Source organism: Paenibacillus motobuensis (assembly GCF_039521865.1).
In the GTDB taxonomy this organism is placed as follows: Bacteria; Bacillota; Bacilli; order Paenibacillales; family Paenibacillaceae; genus Fontibacillus; species Fontibacillus motobuensis.
On sequence record NZ_BAAACX010000002.1, the window covers coordinates 76,930 to 93,004 of the forward strand.

Here is a 16,075-nt window from a genome sequence, read left to right on the forward strand (position 1 = left end):
CTTATGATGCAAAGGTTATCGATTTGATAATGCCACCCTCGAAATCTTTGACGAGGAAGCTGCTGTTTTCAATAATACCGTAGGAGTTCGGATAGTTCTCTTTTGGGAGTGCGATCGATCCAGGATTGAGCACATATATCCCGTCCTTCTTATTGGCTACAGGTACATGAGTATGGCCCTGAATGAAAATATCGTTCTCCAATAGCGGCGGCAATTCCTCTATATTGAATCCATGTCCATGCGTCACATATATGCGACGTCCCTCATGAAGGATTACCGTATAGTCCGCCATCATCGGGAATTCGAGCAGCATTTGATCCACTTCTGCATCGCAATTCCCACGCACAGCAACAATATGCTGCTTGTACTGATTCAGCGTCTCTGCGACCTGTGCCGGGTTATAGCCTTCAGGCAGCGGATTTCTAGGCCCATGATACATGAAATCGCCAAGCATGACGATCTGGTCGGGCGCCTCCTCCTTCACCTTTTCGATTGCCTTGTCCAGCCAGTATGCAGACCCATGAATATCAGAAATAAACATCAGTTTCATAATCCATCTTCTCCTTATTAATAACGCTCTGTTAAATGTAACATAATCCTTCCACCTGGATCGACCTCATTATGCCCAAAAGCCGCCCGCGCTGGCAAATGACACTACCGCGCGAACGGCTTCTAAATAAAGTTCATGCATCTGCTAATTAAGCTTACGCTCTGTCCACCATCGGCTTCTTCCAAATACCGAGCACCAGGGCTGAGATGACCGAGCCAATTGCTACTGCAAGCAGGAACAACAGAGCATGATTGGCCAGTGCGGCGACGAATATTCCGCCGTGCGGAGCCGGGATATTAATGTTCCATAGCTGGGTAAGACCACCGGCCACCGCCGAACCGAGGATACAGGAAGTAAGGACGCGAAGCGGATCGGCCGCCGCGAACGGAATCGCTCCCTCGGTAATAAAGGATAAACCCAGCACGTAGTTGGTCAAACCGGACTTCCGCTCTTCTTCTGTGAATTTGTGCTTGAAGAAGGTGCTTGCCAACGCAATCGCCAGTGGAGGAACCATTCCTCCGGCCATGACAGCAGCCATCATCAGTCCGTTTGTGTTACCGCTCGATGTGAACACGCCGATAGCGAAAGTGTATGCGGCTTTGTTGAACGGGCCGCCCATATCTATCGCCATCATACCGCCAAGTACAAGCCCCAGCAGAACCGCGTTGGCCGTTCCCAGATTATTCAATCCTGTTACCAGCCATGTATTAATCGTGCTGAAGACTGGATCAAAGATAAAGTACATAATAGCGCCAGCGATCAGCAGCCCAAATACCGGATAAAGCAAAATTGGTTTAAGTCCTTCCAGCGATTTCGGTAACCCGGCGAATAGCTTCCGCAGCCCGATCACGATATATCCGGCCATGAAACCGGCGGCCAGACCACCTAGGAAGCCCGCGTTCGAATTCACCGCCATCAAGCCGCCAACCATCCCTGGCATGAGCGCTGGACGATCTCCAATGCTCATGGCGATGAATCCAGCCAGAATCGGAATCAGGAAGTGGAACGCTCCATCCCCACCGATAGTCATTAGCAATTTGTACAGTGGATGATCCGGTCCGCCTACCTGTTCGAACAGGAAGGAGATGGCGATCAGAATCCCGCCGCCTACGACAAAAGGCAGCATATGAGAAATACCGTTCATTAAGTCCTTATAAATTTTGCTGCCGACGCTTTTCTTCTCTTCATTCTCTGGTTCTTCAACTGTTTTGTTACCACCATGGTAAATCGGAGCATCACCTTGAAGCGCCTTTTGAATCAACTCCTGAGGTTTGCGGATACCGTCGCTAACAGGTCTTATGAGTACTGGTTTCCCGTCAAATCTGGCCATCTCGACATTTTTATCCGCAGCGACAATCACACCGCTTGCCCGGCGGATTTCATCCGGAGTTAATACGTTCTTGGCTCCTTCCGAACCGTTCGTCTCCACCCGGATAGTTACGCCCATCTCCATGGCCATCTTCTTCAAAGCATCCTCAGCCATATACGTGTGTGCGATCCCCGTAGGGCAAGCGGTTACAGCTATAACCAAAGCTTCAGATTCCGCTCCTTCGGAAGAGGCCTCCTTCGTAACCGGATGGGTCTCCCGATCGGAGCTATGCCCCTTGCCTCCGCATTGCGCCTCTTCATCACCCTCAGCCTGCTTAGCGTCGAACAATGCCGTCACTTCATCAGGTGTTCTAGTGTTCATCAATTGGTCGATGAATTCGCTATCAATTAACAGCTTAGACAACGTAGCCAGCGTGCGAAGATGCATATTGCCCGCTCCTTCCGGAACGGCAATCATAAAGAAGATTCTGGCTGGCTCTCCATCGATAGAATCGAATTCTACACCTTTGGAGCTTTTGGCAAATACGACAGTCGCTTCGTTAACCACATTTGTCTTCGCATGGGGCATGGCAATCCCCCCGCCGATCCCCGTACTTGCCTCTGCTTCACGTTTCAGAATCTTCTCCTTGAACAGCACCGGGTCCGAGATTCGACCATGATTATACAGGCTCGCAATTAATTCATCGATCGCTGCATCCTTAGTCTGCGCCTGTAAATCCATAATCATCGTCTCTTTGATCAACAAATCGGTTATTTTCATGGTTAACACCCCTTTAGTTATTCATTTACCCAGCCAGCCCGGATTCTATCGATTAGAAATAACGACCTTCGGCAGCAGTTGATTGATCTGATCTCTGGTTGCAAGATCATCCGCGAATGCAGTAGCGCTGCCTGCAGCGACCCCGGTTCGGAATGCTGCGAGGGGATCGCCAGTTTGCACCAGCGTACCTACGAAGCCTGCGATCATAGAATCACCGGCTCCCACCGAGTTCTTGACTTGTCCCGCCGGCACATTCGCATGATACACAGCGGACTCGGTTATTAACAGAGCCCCTTCAGAGGCCATAGAGACGAGGACATTCTTGGCTCCAGCCCCCAGCAGTTTACTCCCGTACATTACGACATCCTCTATGGAATTCAGCTCAGTGTCATACAACTCAGCGAGTTCATGGTGATTCGGCTTGACGAGCAACGGGCGATGCTTGAGTGCCTTGAGCAGTGCTTCGCCAGTCGTATCGATCACAAACTCAGCGCCTCTTTGCTTACTAACCCGAATCAAGCGTTCATAGAAATCTTCACCGAGCGATGGCGGAATGCTGCCCGACAAGATCACGATGTCATCCTTCTGCAATGCGGATAACTTCTGCAGCAACTGCTCCGCCTCCGCTTCACTGATGTCCGGCCCGAGGCCGTTGATCTCCGTCTCTTCGCCGTGCTTCAGCTTGATATTAATCCGCGTATCGCTTGCTATCGTTACGAAGTCGGTTGACATGCGCTCTTCCTGCAATCTATCGTTCACGTACCGTCCAGTGAACCCTCCAAGGAAGCCGAGCGCTGTGTTCTCGGCACCAAGTTGGTTTAACACGCGAGACACGTTAATCCCCTTACCTCCCGGAAGCTTCAAGTCCCGCTTCATCCGGCTAAGACCGCCGATGTTAAGCTCTTCAACCTCTACGATGTAGTCCACAGACGGGTTAAGCGTTATCGTATATATCATGATGCTGATCCCTCGATTATCTTTGTTTTATGAGCGATAGCCTTCCGCAAATGGGGAGGAACACTATCTGTAATCAGGGTCGCCTCGTTCAGATCCAGCAGCTTGGCGAAGGTAACCTCGCCGATCTTGCTCGAATCAGCCAGAACATAGGTTTGACCCGATAATTGATGAGCGCGCCGCTTAATTAGCGCTTCCTCAGGGTCTGGGGTGGTGTATCCCAGCTCCAGATCGACTCCGTTCGTCCCAAGAAAGCATCGGTCGAACCGGAAATTATCCATGTTCTGCAAGGCAATGCTACCAATGACGGCCTTGGTATGAATCTTCATCATCCCTCCAAGCAGATAACTGCGGATTCGTTGGTTAACCAGAGCTTCGACATGGGACAGTCCATTAGTCACAACAGTCACATTCTCCGCTTCAATATATGAGATCATCGCTAGAGTAGTAGTTCCCGCATCCAAATAAATGCATTCTTTATCCCGAATTTCCCGAGCGGCAAGACGAGCGATAACATCCTTTTCTTGAATGTTTTTGGATGTTTTCTCATCCATCCCCGGCTCCTGGCTCCTCTGATTCAGTAAGCTGGCACCGCCGTGGATTCGCTTCAGTAGATGGCGGCTCTCAAGATCGACCAGATCCCGCCGGATCGTCGATTCCGAAGCTCCGATAGCTTCAACAAGCTCCTGCAGCTTAACAACACCTTGGCTTTGCAAGCGCTCTAATATTAGGTTATATCGTTCTTCTGTCAACATATCCATCCCTCCATCTGTTCTTATCATATCACATGACGCTCATAAATCAATCATTTTCTATCACAAACATCCATAATCATTCAACAACTGTCACACTTACTCTTTACACCGAACTATGCCGGCCACGGTAAGTCAAAACTGCAAATATGCTTATTATTCAGATCCCCACAGTGTAACGAAACGAAACTAGATAGCGCTATCTACGCCAAAAAGGACGAATTAAAAATCTAACGAAACTGGATATCGCTATTAACATCAAAAAGGGCAAATCAAAACTTTAACGAAACTGGGTATCGCTATTGTGGGAAAACGGGGCTAAATAGTGGTTTTTTACCCGAATAGCGTTATGGTGTTTCGTTAGATTCCTATTCCCCTCATTTTTGCGTAAATAACGATATGGTGTTTCGTTAGAGTTTTGCGGGAGCTCCCCCGGAGTTTCGTAAGACTTGCTTGCCCTCTTTCAACAGTCTGATTATCGCAGGAATTTACCCGCTCAGGTCGGTATGTTGGCGAAATTCCAGCATTATTGCAGACTTTTCCCGGAGAAGTATAGGAACTATACACCATCCAAAAAAAGAAAACCCTAGTCTATAAAGACAGGGTCCCAGTAGTTACTCAATCTATATTTCACACGTATCGCACACAACCGAATTCCTTGCAGGTTCCCTGTCAACTACAGCGCCAAGCGAACCTCAGCCGCGCATTGCTCCTGTTCTTTCTGTATCTCTTCCTCTTTCTTGCGCAAATATTTACGCCCTCTCCAGCGGAAGTATGAGAGCACTCCGCGGATGTACTCATCCGCAATCATACATGAATAGATAGCGACGATCCCCCAGCCAAGCGATACCCCCAGCAAGTAGGAGCAGCCGGTCGCTACAACCCACATGAAGATCAGGGAGATCTTCATCGTATAACGCGTATCCCCTACGGCGTTAAGCGAGTTGCCGAGCGCCATATTGACCATTTTCCCCGGTTGGAGCATCAGATTCATCCATAGCAATACGACGCAAAGCGCCAATATATCGGCATCCTGTGTGAACAGACGAAGCACATGCGTACCGAAGACTACGAGAATAAATGCATTCACTGCAACCAGCGGCAGCCCAACGGCAAGCACTTTATAGGCAGCCCGGTATGCTTCTCTCGTCTTCCCGGCCCCATACAAATGAGCGATCTGGATCTGTGCAGCCAGTGCGAGAGAGAAGCCAAGCAGGAAGCAGAACGATTCCAACGTATTCATATAGGTTCTGGCCGCCAGCTCTGTGGAGCCTAGCATCGCCAGGAAGGAGAAGATCGCCAATTGCGAGAATACCCAGTTCGCCGAATTGATTCCTAGTGGCCAACCGATCTGAAGCACTTCCTTGAACAACTTGCGGTCAAAGATGCGGAAGTCACTGAACTTTATCTTGCGCTCGAACGCGCCAAGGAAGATGACGAACAGGACAACTGTAGCGATCAAGCGGCTGGTTACCGTTGAGATAGCTACTCCAGCAAGCCCCAATTGCGGGAAGCCATACGCGCCAAAAATAAAGCCGTAATTCATCACAATATGAATCACATTCATACCGACGGCAATAATCATCGGTCCCTTCGTATTCCCTGTATTGCGAATCGCCGTACCTAACACAGCAATAGCAGCGATAAGAATCATGCCCCCGCCAACGATAGGGATGTAGGTATCCGCCAAAGGCAGCAATTCATCCGGAAGCTGCAGCATTTTAGCAATCGGACGTGAAAAGGCAATTAACAATACGCTTAAGGCCAACCCGATCGCGATGGTTACTTTAAAACAGATGATCCCAACCGTTCGGGCATCCTCCTGCAGACGGGAGCCAATCTTCTGAGCGATCACAATCCCCGCCCCGCTGGCTACCGTTGCGAACAACGTCGTAAGCGCGTTAAATAGCTGATTGGAGAAACCGACAACGGCTACCGCATTATCAGATATCCGGCTCACCATCAGGGTATCGACGGAGCCGAGCAAAAATTGCAGAAACTGTTCAATAAATATAGGCCAAGCGAGCAGCCAGAGGTTAAATTTATTGCTCTCGTTGGTCTTGGATTTCTTCATTATTACAACCTCCTGAAGAACGGAGACGGCGCTACGCTCCTGCTCTTATCAAACTTATTGACATGAATCACATTATAGATGCATTATTAGAAATAATGTATCAAATAATCAACTCAATCTTTCACAATTCAAACTTATATTCAGCGTTCCTGGAGGTGGACATATGTCTCAAATTATCGAAATAACCGCTCCCCCGCTGCCGCAATATATTATTAGCGGATCAACGCATATGTCATATGGCGGCAAACACCTCAGCCGCAAAAATATCGGCGTATTTGATCTGCTTGTCGTCTCCCAAGGCTGCCTCTACGTTGGCGAAGAGAAGCGAAATTATGAAGTCTCAGCAGGCCACGCCCTCATCCTTCGTCCGGATTGCTACCATTACGGCTTCTCTGGCTGCAAGGAAGAGACGGTTCATCATTGGCTTCATTTCCAAGTTTCGGGGAACTGGCGTGTCATCGAGCAGTCGGAATACTGCAAGCAGCATTCGGCTCAGGAAGGTGAAGAGGGGGCGTATATGTCGCTTCATCCCTTCACCACAACACCCTTCGCGCTGGCTGTGCCGCAGTTCACCTATCTTCCCCAGTTACAGAAGATGATCGATACAATAGATGAATTAACAGAAATGAACCGGACATCTCATCATAGCAGTGTGCGTCTGAAGCAGCAGGCCTTGTTCCAGGATATTGTCGGTCTGCTTGCCGCATCTCTGGAGACCGCTGCTCCCTCCCCAGGTTCTGTCTGTGCTGAGAAAGCAGCTGCTTATTTGCGTGAGCATTACCGTGAACCGTTCTCCGCCAAAAGACTCGGTGAGAACATCAATTTTCACCCCGTCTATATTGCTAGGTGCATGCAGAAGGTGTTCGGATGCTCGCCAGCAGCATATATGTTGCTAATCCGAATCGAGCACTCCAAGCTGCTGCTCGTTCAGACCGATATGCCCATTGAACGGATCGCAGAGGAAGTTGGCTTCAACCATGCGGCATATTTCACCGCTTGCTTCACCAAGCAGGAGGGGTTGTCCCCGCGCAGGTTCCGCCAGCATTTTGCCTGGAACAGGGAATCCTGATTAATACAATTACCGTAGGAGTAATTACCAGCGATATCCTTTTTGCTTATGTCCTACTTCTCCTCTATAATGCAGATAACGAACCAAATACACCAACACTGGAGGAAATGCATTGACACAAGTGAAAATTTTCGCGGACAGTATCTCCGATATCCCACAATCCTGGATCGACCAATATGACATCGGGATCGTACCGCTGTATGTAGTGTTTGGCGAGACTGCCTATAAAGACAGACTTGAGATCACTACCAACGACATCTACAGCAGAGTCGAGGCGACTGGAGAATTGCCACGTACTTCTGCTCCATCTCCTGCGGATTTCATAGCGGCCTTCTCTCCATGGATCGAGCAACAGAATCAGATTGTGTTCATCAGTATGTCATCCAAGATCTCGTCAACCTATCAGAGCGCTATGATCGCCGCCGCCGAGCTGCCGGAAGGCAGTGTACATGTCGTTGATTCACTGAACGTGTCAGGAGGCATCGCTCTACTGGTTATGCGAGCTGTCATGGCAGCCAAGGCAGGCATGAATGCAGAGGAGATCGCCTCCATGCTCCATGCAGAACGGGATCAGATAGAAATTGAAGTGCTTGTCGATACGCTGGACTACCTGCACAAAGGAGGCCGTGTCTCCAATCTGCAGCATATGATCGGGAGCCTGCTCAGGATTCGTCCTATTTTGCGTATTAAAGAAGGCGTCGTCATCTCGGCGGATAAATACCGCGGCAAGACAGAGAAAGCCGTCGAGCGCATGTTGCATCGCATCACGGAGAACTTCCACAAGATCGACCGTGATCTGATCATCGTGGCACAGACGCTTGCCGACAAGACCGCGGAATATATCAAGACAGCATTGCTGGAGCGGACAGACGTCAAAGAAGTTGAAATAATTGAAGGCGGCTGCGCTATTTCCTGTCATTGCGGACCACGCACGGTAGCTATTATGTATAAGAAAAAACAGCTATCCTACTAATTCATAACTATTGCGGATTACAGCTCATCATAGAACAATAAATGGCCATTTTCCAAGCGCTGATTGCTTAGAGATGGCCATTTTGATGGTAATGTTATTATTTCTTACCCGGATCGATATCCTGCGGACGCAGACCCTCCCATATATTCGGGATATCCACTTGCTCCGGATGCTCAAATACGAGGAATGCGGTTGGTAAATAACGTTCTCCATACTCGGATGAAGGCTTGTTAACGATCTCGCCACCCTTAGTAACGAGTACGGTTGAAGAGCCGCCATCTAAGTTCGCAGCGAGCACTGCGCCGTGATCCAGCATGATCTGCTGTACATCGTAAAGACTGGCGCCTATACTGTAACCAGGCTGGCGCCCATCGATGACGACGAACAGAATTGTGCCGTCTTCACGCTGCCCCATTGCCGTACGAGGCGCGATACCCCAGCCTTCCTTCTGGCTCTTGATCTGACCTTTGCCGTTCACGATAATTCTCGGCTGGAAGGTAACGGCCTCCTGGATCCCCATATCCTTCAGTTCATCCAATGAATATTTACCGGCAACCATCTTCCCTTGTTTATCGATCCCAACAATTTGGGTAGAAGACTTCTTGGAATCCAGTCCGTTATAGTATAGCTTGCCTTGCGAGATGACGACGCCGATTGGCTTGAAGCCATTTCCTTTCCAGTTTGGGTCGGCGAAGCCTCCCCCATTAATTCCCGCGATCGCACCGGTCCGTTCAACCATACTCGATACTTTCTCGCCCTTACCCCGTTTGGCCGGAACACCAAGCCTGATCTTCGTCGGATCGTTGACCGTCACAACATAACCTCGGTATCCCGTCCCCGATACTTCCTCAATCTCAATCAACGGCTTTGGCTTCTCCGCTTCTTTATCCCCAACCTCTGCGGTTCCTGGCTGCGGCTTGATTGTATGTGTATCCTTCTCTTCTCCCATTTCATCAAATTGCCTCTGATATGCGGCTACTCTTCGATCTAGCTCCGCTTGTCCAATTAAATATTTAGCCCAGTGGCGATGCTGGGTTGTAATCAATGTATCTGCCATCAAATAGAGCATTTTGTTGCCGGATGGGGTTAAGTATAACCACACCTCGCATATCGCAACCAGCAAGATCAATACCATCAGAAATCTTCCGACCGTATGGAAGAAGCCCCTCTTTTTACGTTTCCGCTTCTTGGAAGGTTTACGAGCCGCTGTAGAATGGCCTTTCTTCCCTGCCCCTCCCTGTCTCGCCGAAGAACGGCTAGGCAATGATGATACCGGATCCATAACATTTCCCCTAACTATCCAGATTTGCATGCTATTCTAGAGGTCTTTTTGAACACTCACTTCTAGTAAACGCTTGGGAGATAGATAAAGTTTCGTTCTCATAATAATGTAAAGCGCCCCCATCCGTTTAATGAACGGATGAGGGCGAATTTGACGTCCTTAATCTAGCTGCGCTTCCTGACGAATACGGTCCAGCAAAGCTTGGCAGCCCCTGCCGACCAATCCGTATACCTCTTCAAAGTTGCCGGTATAGTACGGGTCCGGCACCTCTTTGTTCATCATATCTGGTACGAGATCAAGCAATTTGACAATCTGTGCGTGCTCGTTCTGCGATAACCGTCTCAGATCCTTCTCATTCTGGACATCCATAGCGACAATATAATCGAATTCCGAAAAATCCTCAGCCGATACTTGTCTTGCCTTCAAGCCTTCATAAGAAATTCCATACTGATCAAGTATACCTCTTGTGCCATGATGCGGCGGCTTGCCGATATGCCAATTGCCTGTGCCCGCGGAATCAATCAGAAAGTGATCTGCCAATCCCTCGGCTGCCACCATATGACGGAACACAGCCTCAGCCATTGGCGAACGACATATGTTGCCAAGACATACAAATAGAACTCCTATTCTCTGTTTTCGCTCCACCTAATCCTCACCTCAACCCGATACTACATGATTGAAGCTGCCATGACAAGCAGAATAACAAGCAGGTGAAGCATGAACGATATCTGAAAAAAAGCTGAATATAAACAGTTATTCAATGAATATTCTCCGATGTACTGGACGAAGCATACAGAGACGACACTAACGACGCTAGTTAGTAATGAATTTCTATTTTTGCCAAAAAATAGGGTCGGTGCAGGATGAAGATAGCAGGATAAATATCGATTTCAGGGTGCTTCGCATGGATTTTTTTACTTCTCTTCATTTAGGAAGGGCTATGAAGATTTTGAATTAGCCCTTCTTAGACATTCCCAATTAAATGTTGCCTCTCAGATCATGTACCAATTACTCGTCATAAAAGAAGACCTTCCCGCTGAACGGTCCCGTTTCCTGCGAATAAACAGACCGGCTGCCCCTATTTAAAGGGCTGCCGGTCTGTTTATTATTCATAAGGTTCACGGCTCAGTAGAGCCTCGGATATTTGGTCATTCGTCTATTCCAAAACGAAGGGTTAGGCGCATACATTGTAATGAATATACCTAAAAACCCAATACGACTGAAGGAGACGAAAGCCGAAATCGTCGTGCGGTCGGTGCCAGGCGCCGATACAACGCTTCAGGTGGTGAAGCTTCCTGACCGCAGCGAGGTGGCCCCGGGCGAGACCGTCCATTATACGGCTGCAAACAGATGCCCATAGGCAAATTTCTTTATGGCATGAATTATACGGATAGGAGGATCATTGATGTCATTAACTGAGGCTCCAAAGAAAGTCATTGGTCGATACGACAAGCTGCCTCTCCTGTTCGCCCCTAATATAGGTCAGTTTGGTCGGAAGGATCTATATAAGGCGAACGCTCCCGGATTCAGATGCACTCTCGGAGCAGACCGGATTACGATGACGTTCTACGCTGCGGAAACGGCAGATGTTACAAGCGATCGGGAAATGAAAGGGGTTGTGCTGGCATGGCGATTTGCAGATGCCAACCAGGCTTCGAGGCTAGAGGGCGTCACACAGTCCGAAAGCTTGTTCAACTATTTTCGCGGCAACGACCCCAAGCGGCATTACACGAACGTTCCAAGCTATAAGGAGGTGTCGTATCGTGAACTGTGGCCGGGGATTGACGTCTTCATTCAAGGCAGCAATGGGAAGCTTAAATATGACTGGGTGCTGCAGCCTGGTGCCCGGGTCGAGGACATTCGGCTCGTGTGTGAAGGAGCAGATGAGATCCGTCTGGATGAGGAAGGAAACCTGCTGATCTGCACTCCGTACGGAACCGTAGTGGACCTTAAGCCGATAGCATACCAAGTGACTGGCGATGTCCGGACAACAGTCGACTGTCGGTATGTGATCGATGCTTCATCAGGCAGGAACTGGACGGTTGGATTTGAAATGACGGAAGCCTACAATTCGGGCCTTCCCTTGATCATAGATCCGGTCATTTTCTACTCCACCTATCTGGGCGGCACTGAAGGGGGAGATACTGAAGCGATTGCGGTGGATGCGTCCGGGCACGCCTATGTAACTGGTGCCTTTGGTGTTGGTTTCCCTGTTACGCCAGGGGCCTTTCAAACTACTTTTGCCGGAGAAACAGATGTAGTTGTGTCCAAACTTGATCCGACCGGCTCATTTCTTATCTACTCCACATATATCGGAGGAAGCAATACTGATAACGGCCTCGGGATTGCAGTAGATCCATTCGGCAACGCCATTATTACGGGGATTACAACTTCCCCCAATTTTCCAACGACGGCCGGAGCTTTGCGCACCGTCATTTCGGAGCTGAGTCCTGATGCCTTTATTGCAAAGCTGAATGCTAACGGCAGCGCTCTGATCTACTCTACCTTTCTTGGTGGAGTGGCCGGTTTTAATTTTGGTTTTAGCATCGCTGCGGACGATTCCGGCAACGCCTATGTGACAGGGCAGACCGTCGCCACTGATTTTCCGACAACACCAGGTGCTTTTGACACCGTATTAACCGCTGGTTCTAAGGCTTTCATCTCAAAACTGAACTCCTCCGGAACGGCTTTCATCTACTCTACCTTGCTAGGAGGCCCCTTTGATAACACCGGATTCGCCATTGCCGTGGATGGGTCAGGCAGCGCTTATGTGACAGGGGAGACGCTATCGGCCAATTTTCCAACAACCCCCGGCGCGTTCCAAGTTGTTCTTCGAGGAGAGAGAAATGCATTCGTGACGAAGCTGAGTCCAGATGGCACCTTCCTCGTCTATTCCACGTATCTCGGTGGAGCGTTGTTTGACTCCGGTACAGGGATCGCCGTAGACGGAGGCGGTCATGCCTATGTGACAGGGCTGACGGACTCCCCCAATTTCCCAACGACCCCCGGGGTATTTCAACCGAATCTCAGGGGCCTCGATAATGCCTTTGTAACGAAACTGAGCCCTAATGGAACAACCCTGGTCTACTCCACCTATCTCGGAGGCAGCGAATCCGAGTTCCAGGCTAAGATAGCAGTTGACTCATCCGGAACGGCTTTTTTAACAGGGGCTACGAATTCGCCCGATTTCCCGACAACTCCCGACGCTATTCAGCCAAATATTCTCGGCGGTACCGCCGCATTCGTAACTTTTCTGAATTCGACCGGATCCGATTTGCTATTCTCCACTTACCTGGGTGGAAGCTTCGGTGAATCCGGCCTGGGGATCGCCATCGATCCATCCAGCAACGCTTATGTAACGGGACTAACATTCTCTGAAGATTTTCCAACGACGCCTGGGGCCTTCCAGACCGTAAAACCCAGTCCGCCCGGCTTCTCAAGCGGCTTCGTCACGAAGATCGGAACGAATGCAGTATTGTCCCTGCTGAAATTTTCGGACCGGTTCGAAGTCCGGCCGGGAGAGACAGTCACCTTCTTTATCGAAATAACAAACCCAGGCATAGTAACGCTCACGAATGTGAGGATTGAAGATCCGCTGCTCGGCTTCTTCACGGTAATCCCTGAGCTTCCTCCTTTTGCGGTGCAAATTTTCGCGGTCCTCTTCGTTGTTCCACCGGAGGCGCCTCCAGGATTTATTACGAATGTCGTTACTGTATTCTCCGATCAAATTCCTGAGCCGGAATTCGCCAAGTCGGATATCTTCGTGACGGAGACGCCATCGCTGCTGGCGACCAAGACCGTAAATCCGCCTGCTGCGGCGCCGGGAGAAACGGTCGTGTTCACGATCACGCTCCAGAACATCGGCAATGTCGACTTGATCAACATGCGGCTGACCGATCCGCTGATCGGGCTGGATGAATCGGTCGGCGACTTGCACGTCGGGGAAACCATCACCATCGACTGGCCGTTCGTCATTCCGCCTGAGGCGCTGGCTGGGGTGACGATTGCCAATACGGTGATCATTACCGCCAACAACCTGCCTGAACCAGAAGAGGTCGGAACGGTTGTCGATGTGCTCGCCGTTCCGAGACTCACTCTGACCAAGATCGCTGACCGGACCGTCGTTCCTCCGGGAGAAACGGTTACGTTCACGATTACACTATCCAACAGCGGTAATACTGCGCTAACGAACATATCCGTGATCGACGACCTGACCGGGTTCAGCACGATCATTCCACTGCTTGAAGTCGGGCAGACCGAATTGCTGCAGATTCCGTTCCTCGTCCCGCTGGAGACGCCGCCGCTGACGTTCATCAATACGGTAACGGCGGTCAGCAATCAGACGGAGCCCGTGTCCGCCAGCGCTGAGGTCACCGTGTCCGGCCGTCCGATGCTCGGGGTCAGCAAAGTCCCGTCTTCGACTACTGTTACGCCAGGGGAGACGTTCACCTATACAATCACGCTCTCGAATATCGGCAATGTACCGCTGACCGACATTCACCTTACTGACTCGCTGCTAGGGCTTAACGAGACAATCGCCTCGCTTGGGGTCGGGGAGACCCTGGAGCTTGTGGTCCCTTTTACTGTACCGCAGGGAACGCCGATCGGGTCGGATATCGTCAATCATCTTACCGTCACCTCGGCGGAGGCTGGGACTCAGCAAGTCGAATCAACTGTTACGGTCGTAGGCATAGGGCTTACGCTAAGCAAGCAGCCAGACCGGACGTTCGCCGCCCCGAGCGAGACGATCACGTATACGCTGACGGTGACGAATTTGCTGGTCACCGCCCAGACCAACGTCGTGCTGAGCGATCCGCTGCTCGGTTTCAGCGAGACGGTTCCAGTTCTACCGGCGAACGGGACAATTACCCGGTTCGTCTCCTTCACGGTGCCGGCTGGAGCGGCGAACGGCAGCGTCATTACGAACACGTTCACCGCCTCGTCTGACCAGACTCCGCTGCAGGAGACAACAGCCGAAATCGTCGTGCGGTCGGTGCCAGGCGCCGAGACGACGCTTCAGGTGGTGAAGCTTCCTGACCGCAGCGAGGTGGCCCCGGGCGAGACCGTCCATTATACAGTCCAGGTGACGAACATCGGCAGCAATCCGGCGACGGATGTGATCGTCCGCGATTCGCTCACCGGCACGGTAGAGACGATAACGGTCATCGCCCCGGGCGAGACAGCTCTGGTCGAGTTCTCGTTCACCATTCCTGCTACGACCCTGAACGGGACCGTTATCGCCAACCGCGTGTCCGTCACATGGGCGGAGCAGCCGCCGGGATCGCTTCCGGTGCAAAGCGAGGCGCGCGTTACGGTAGCCGTGCCCGTCGTCCCGCCGGAATTGGAGGTCGAGGTAACTCCGCCAACAGCGGAGCCGGGTGAGACGGTCATCAAGACGATCACGGTTACGAATGCCTCAACCGAGACGCTTACGGATGTCCATGTTTCCGATCCACTCGTCGGCTTCCGCACCGTGATCCCGTCGCTTGCACCCGGGGAGAGCCGGGAGTTTACACTGCCCTTCACGATTCCGGCCGGAACGGCTGGCGGTACGGTGCTCCGTAACATTGTCACTATCTTCTCCGACCAGACTCCGCAACAGCAGGAAACGGTCCCCATCCAGGTGCTGCCGCTGCCGGATGCCGTACTGACTGAAACGGTCGACCGGCCGGAAGGGCGGCCCGGTGAAACGGTCATTTTCACGATTCAGGTGACCAACACAGGGAATGTCGCGCTCTTGAATGCTGTACTGGACGCCCCGCTGCTGGGCATCCATCTGCATATCGCCCGGTTCGAGGTCGGTGCGACTGAAATCATTCGCGTGCCGTTCGTCCTTCCGAACGTAGAGAAAACGACAGTCATCACAAGTCCGGTCACGTTCACCTCTGACAACGGACCGACCCGGCAGGCAAGCGCATCCGTAACGGTCATCGTAGAGATCGTACCCCCACCCCAGATAGCGGATGCCCAGCTCACTGAGACGGTGGACCGGCCGGAAGGGCGGCCGGGTGAAACGGTTATTTTCACGATTCAGGTCATTAATACAGGAACAGTGGCGCTGATTAACGGGAAATTAATCGCACCGCTGCTGAACATTCAATTGCCGATCAGCAGGCTGGAGCCCGGCGCGAGCGAAACGCTGAGTGTTCCGTTCGTCCTCCCTAACGTCAAGGAGAATACCGTCATAACGAGTCCGGTCACGTTCACCTCTGACAACGGACCGACCCGACAGGCGAGCGCGTCTGTGCTTGTGCTTGTGGAGGAGGAAGAGTAAGAGGTTGGTTTAAAGTTCCTTAACGGCAATAGCCGGCATCCGTGGGGTTGGCCTCTCC

At 51.1% G+C, this 16,075-nt stretch carries 11 protein-coding genes; 4 read left to right on the forward strand and 7 right to left on the reverse strand.

All coding sequences use genetic code 11. From position 1 onward, the window contains the following. Position 1 precedes the first annotated feature (1 nt). The 5 genes from yfcE to ABD014_RS00415 form a co-directional block, all read right to left on the reverse strand. Entirely contained in the window at positions 2–550 is a 549-nt protein-coding gene (yfcE, locus tag ABD014_RS00395) for a phosphodiesterase (protein ID WP_343855940.1), read from the reverse strand. A gap of 154 nt (positions 551–704) precedes the next feature. Then, entirely contained in the window at positions 705–2,639 is a 1,935-nt protein-coding gene (locus ABD014_RS00400) for a PTS fructose transporter subunit IIABC (protein ID WP_343855944.1), read from the reverse strand. A gap of 45 nt (positions 2,640–2,684) precedes the next feature. Next, the gene (gene pfkB, locus ABD014_RS00405) at positions 2,685–3,596 is read right to left on the reverse strand and encodes a 1-phosphofructokinase (RefSeq protein ID WP_343855947.1); all 912 of its coding nucleotides are present in this window, start codon (positions 3,594–3,596) and stop codon (positions 2,685–2,687) included. Beyond that, positions 3,593–4,348, reverse strand: coding sequence for a DeoR/GlpR family DNA-binding transcription regulator (locus tag ABD014_RS00410; protein WP_343855948.1), 756 nt, complete (start codon positions 4,346–4,348; stop codon positions 3,593–3,595). Before ABD014_RS00410 ends, pfkB begins: the two co-directional genes overlap by 4 nt. 673 nt (positions 4,349–5,021) lie before the next feature. After that, entirely contained in the window at positions 5,022–6,419 is a 1,398-nt protein-coding gene (locus tag ABD014_RS00415; RefSeq protein WP_343855949.1) for an MATE family efflux transporter, read from the reverse strand. Between the two features lie 163 nt (positions 6,420–6,582). Between ABD014_RS00415 and ABD014_RS00420 the strand changes: the two genes are divergently transcribed. Together ABD014_RS00420 and ABD014_RS00425 are read left to right on the forward strand one after the other, a co-directional pair. Beyond that, complete coding sequence (locus ABD014_RS00420) at positions 6,583–7,488, forward strand: AraC family transcriptional regulator (protein ID WP_343855950.1); 906 nt, start codon at positions 6,583–6,585, stop codon at positions 7,486–7,488. A gap of 121 nt (positions 7,489–7,609) precedes the next feature. Next, positions 7,610–8,461, forward strand: coding sequence for a DegV family protein (locus tag ABD014_RS00425; protein ID WP_343856323.1), 852 nt, complete (start codon positions 7,610–7,612; stop codon positions 8,459–8,461). Positions 8,462–8,558: 97 nt separating this feature from the next. Here the strand turns inward: ABD014_RS00425 and ABD014_RS00430 are convergent, their stop codons facing one another. Together ABD014_RS00430 and ABD014_RS00435 are read right to left on the reverse strand one after the other, a co-directional pair. Continuing rightward, positions 8,559–9,743, reverse strand: coding sequence for a phosphodiester glycosidase family protein (locus ABD014_RS00430; RefSeq protein ID WP_343855952.1), 1,185 nt, complete (start codon positions 9,741–9,743; stop codon positions 8,559–8,561). Between the two features lie 159 nt (positions 9,744–9,902). Next, on the reverse strand, positions 9,903–10,388 hold the full coding sequence (locus tag ABD014_RS00435; protein ID WP_343855953.1) for a low molecular weight protein-tyrosine-phosphatase: 486 nt from the start codon (positions 10,386–10,388) through the stop codon (positions 9,903–9,905). A 547-nt stretch (positions 10,389–10,935) separates the two neighbouring features. On the opposite strand from ABD014_RS00435, the gene ABD014_RS00440 reads away from it, so the two are divergent. Then, positions 10,936–11,103, forward strand: a complete 168-nt coding sequence (locus tag ABD014_RS00440) for a hypothetical protein (protein ID WP_343855954.1) — start codon at positions 10,936–10,938, stop codon at positions 11,101–11,103. A gap of 45 nt (positions 11,104–11,148) precedes the next feature. Further along, the gene (locus ABD014_RS00445; protein ID WP_343855955.1) at positions 11,149–16,017 is read left to right on the forward strand and encodes a DUF7948 domain-containing protein; all 4,869 of its coding nucleotides are present in this window, start codon (positions 11,149–11,151) and stop codon (positions 16,015–16,017) included. Positions 16,018–16,075: the final 58 nt, after the last annotated feature.

Excerpts from the sequence above, each read along its gene's own strand:
- ABD014_RS00410 (WP_343855948.1), bottom strand. The coding sequence starts at position 4,348 with ATGTTGACAGAAGAACGATATAACCTAATATTAGAGCGCTTGCAAAGC.
- pfkB (WP_343855947.1), bottom strand. The coding sequence starts at position 3,596 with ATGATATATACGATAACGCTTAACCCGTCTGTGGACTACATCGTAGAG.
- ABD014_RS00445 (WP_343855955.1), top strand. The coding sequence starts at position 11,149 with ATGTCATTAACTGAGGCTCCAAAGAAAGTCATTGGTCGATACGACAAG.
- ABD014_RS00400 (WP_343855944.1), bottom strand. The coding sequence starts at position 2,639 with ATGAAAATAACCGATTTGTTGATCAAAGAGACGATGATTATGGATTTA.
- ABD014_RS00430 (WP_343855952.1), bottom strand. The coding sequence starts at position 9,743 with ATGGATCCGGTATCATCATTGCCTAGCCGTTCTTCGGCGAGACAGGGA.
- ABD014_RS00420 (WP_343855950.1), top strand. The coding sequence starts at position 6,583 with ATGTCTCAAATTATCGAAATAACCGCTCCCCCGCTGCCGCAATATATT.
- ABD014_RS00415 (WP_343855949.1), bottom strand. The coding sequence starts at position 6,419 with ATGAAGAAATCCAAGACCAACGAGAGCAATAAATTTAACCTCTGGCTG.
- yfcE (WP_343855940.1), bottom strand. The coding sequence starts at position 550 with ATGAAACTGATGTTTATTTCTGATATTCATGGGTCTGCATACTGGCTG.
- ABD014_RS00440 (WP_343855954.1), top strand. The coding sequence starts at position 10,936 with ATGAATATACCTAAAAACCCAATACGACTGAAGGAGACGAAAGCCGAA.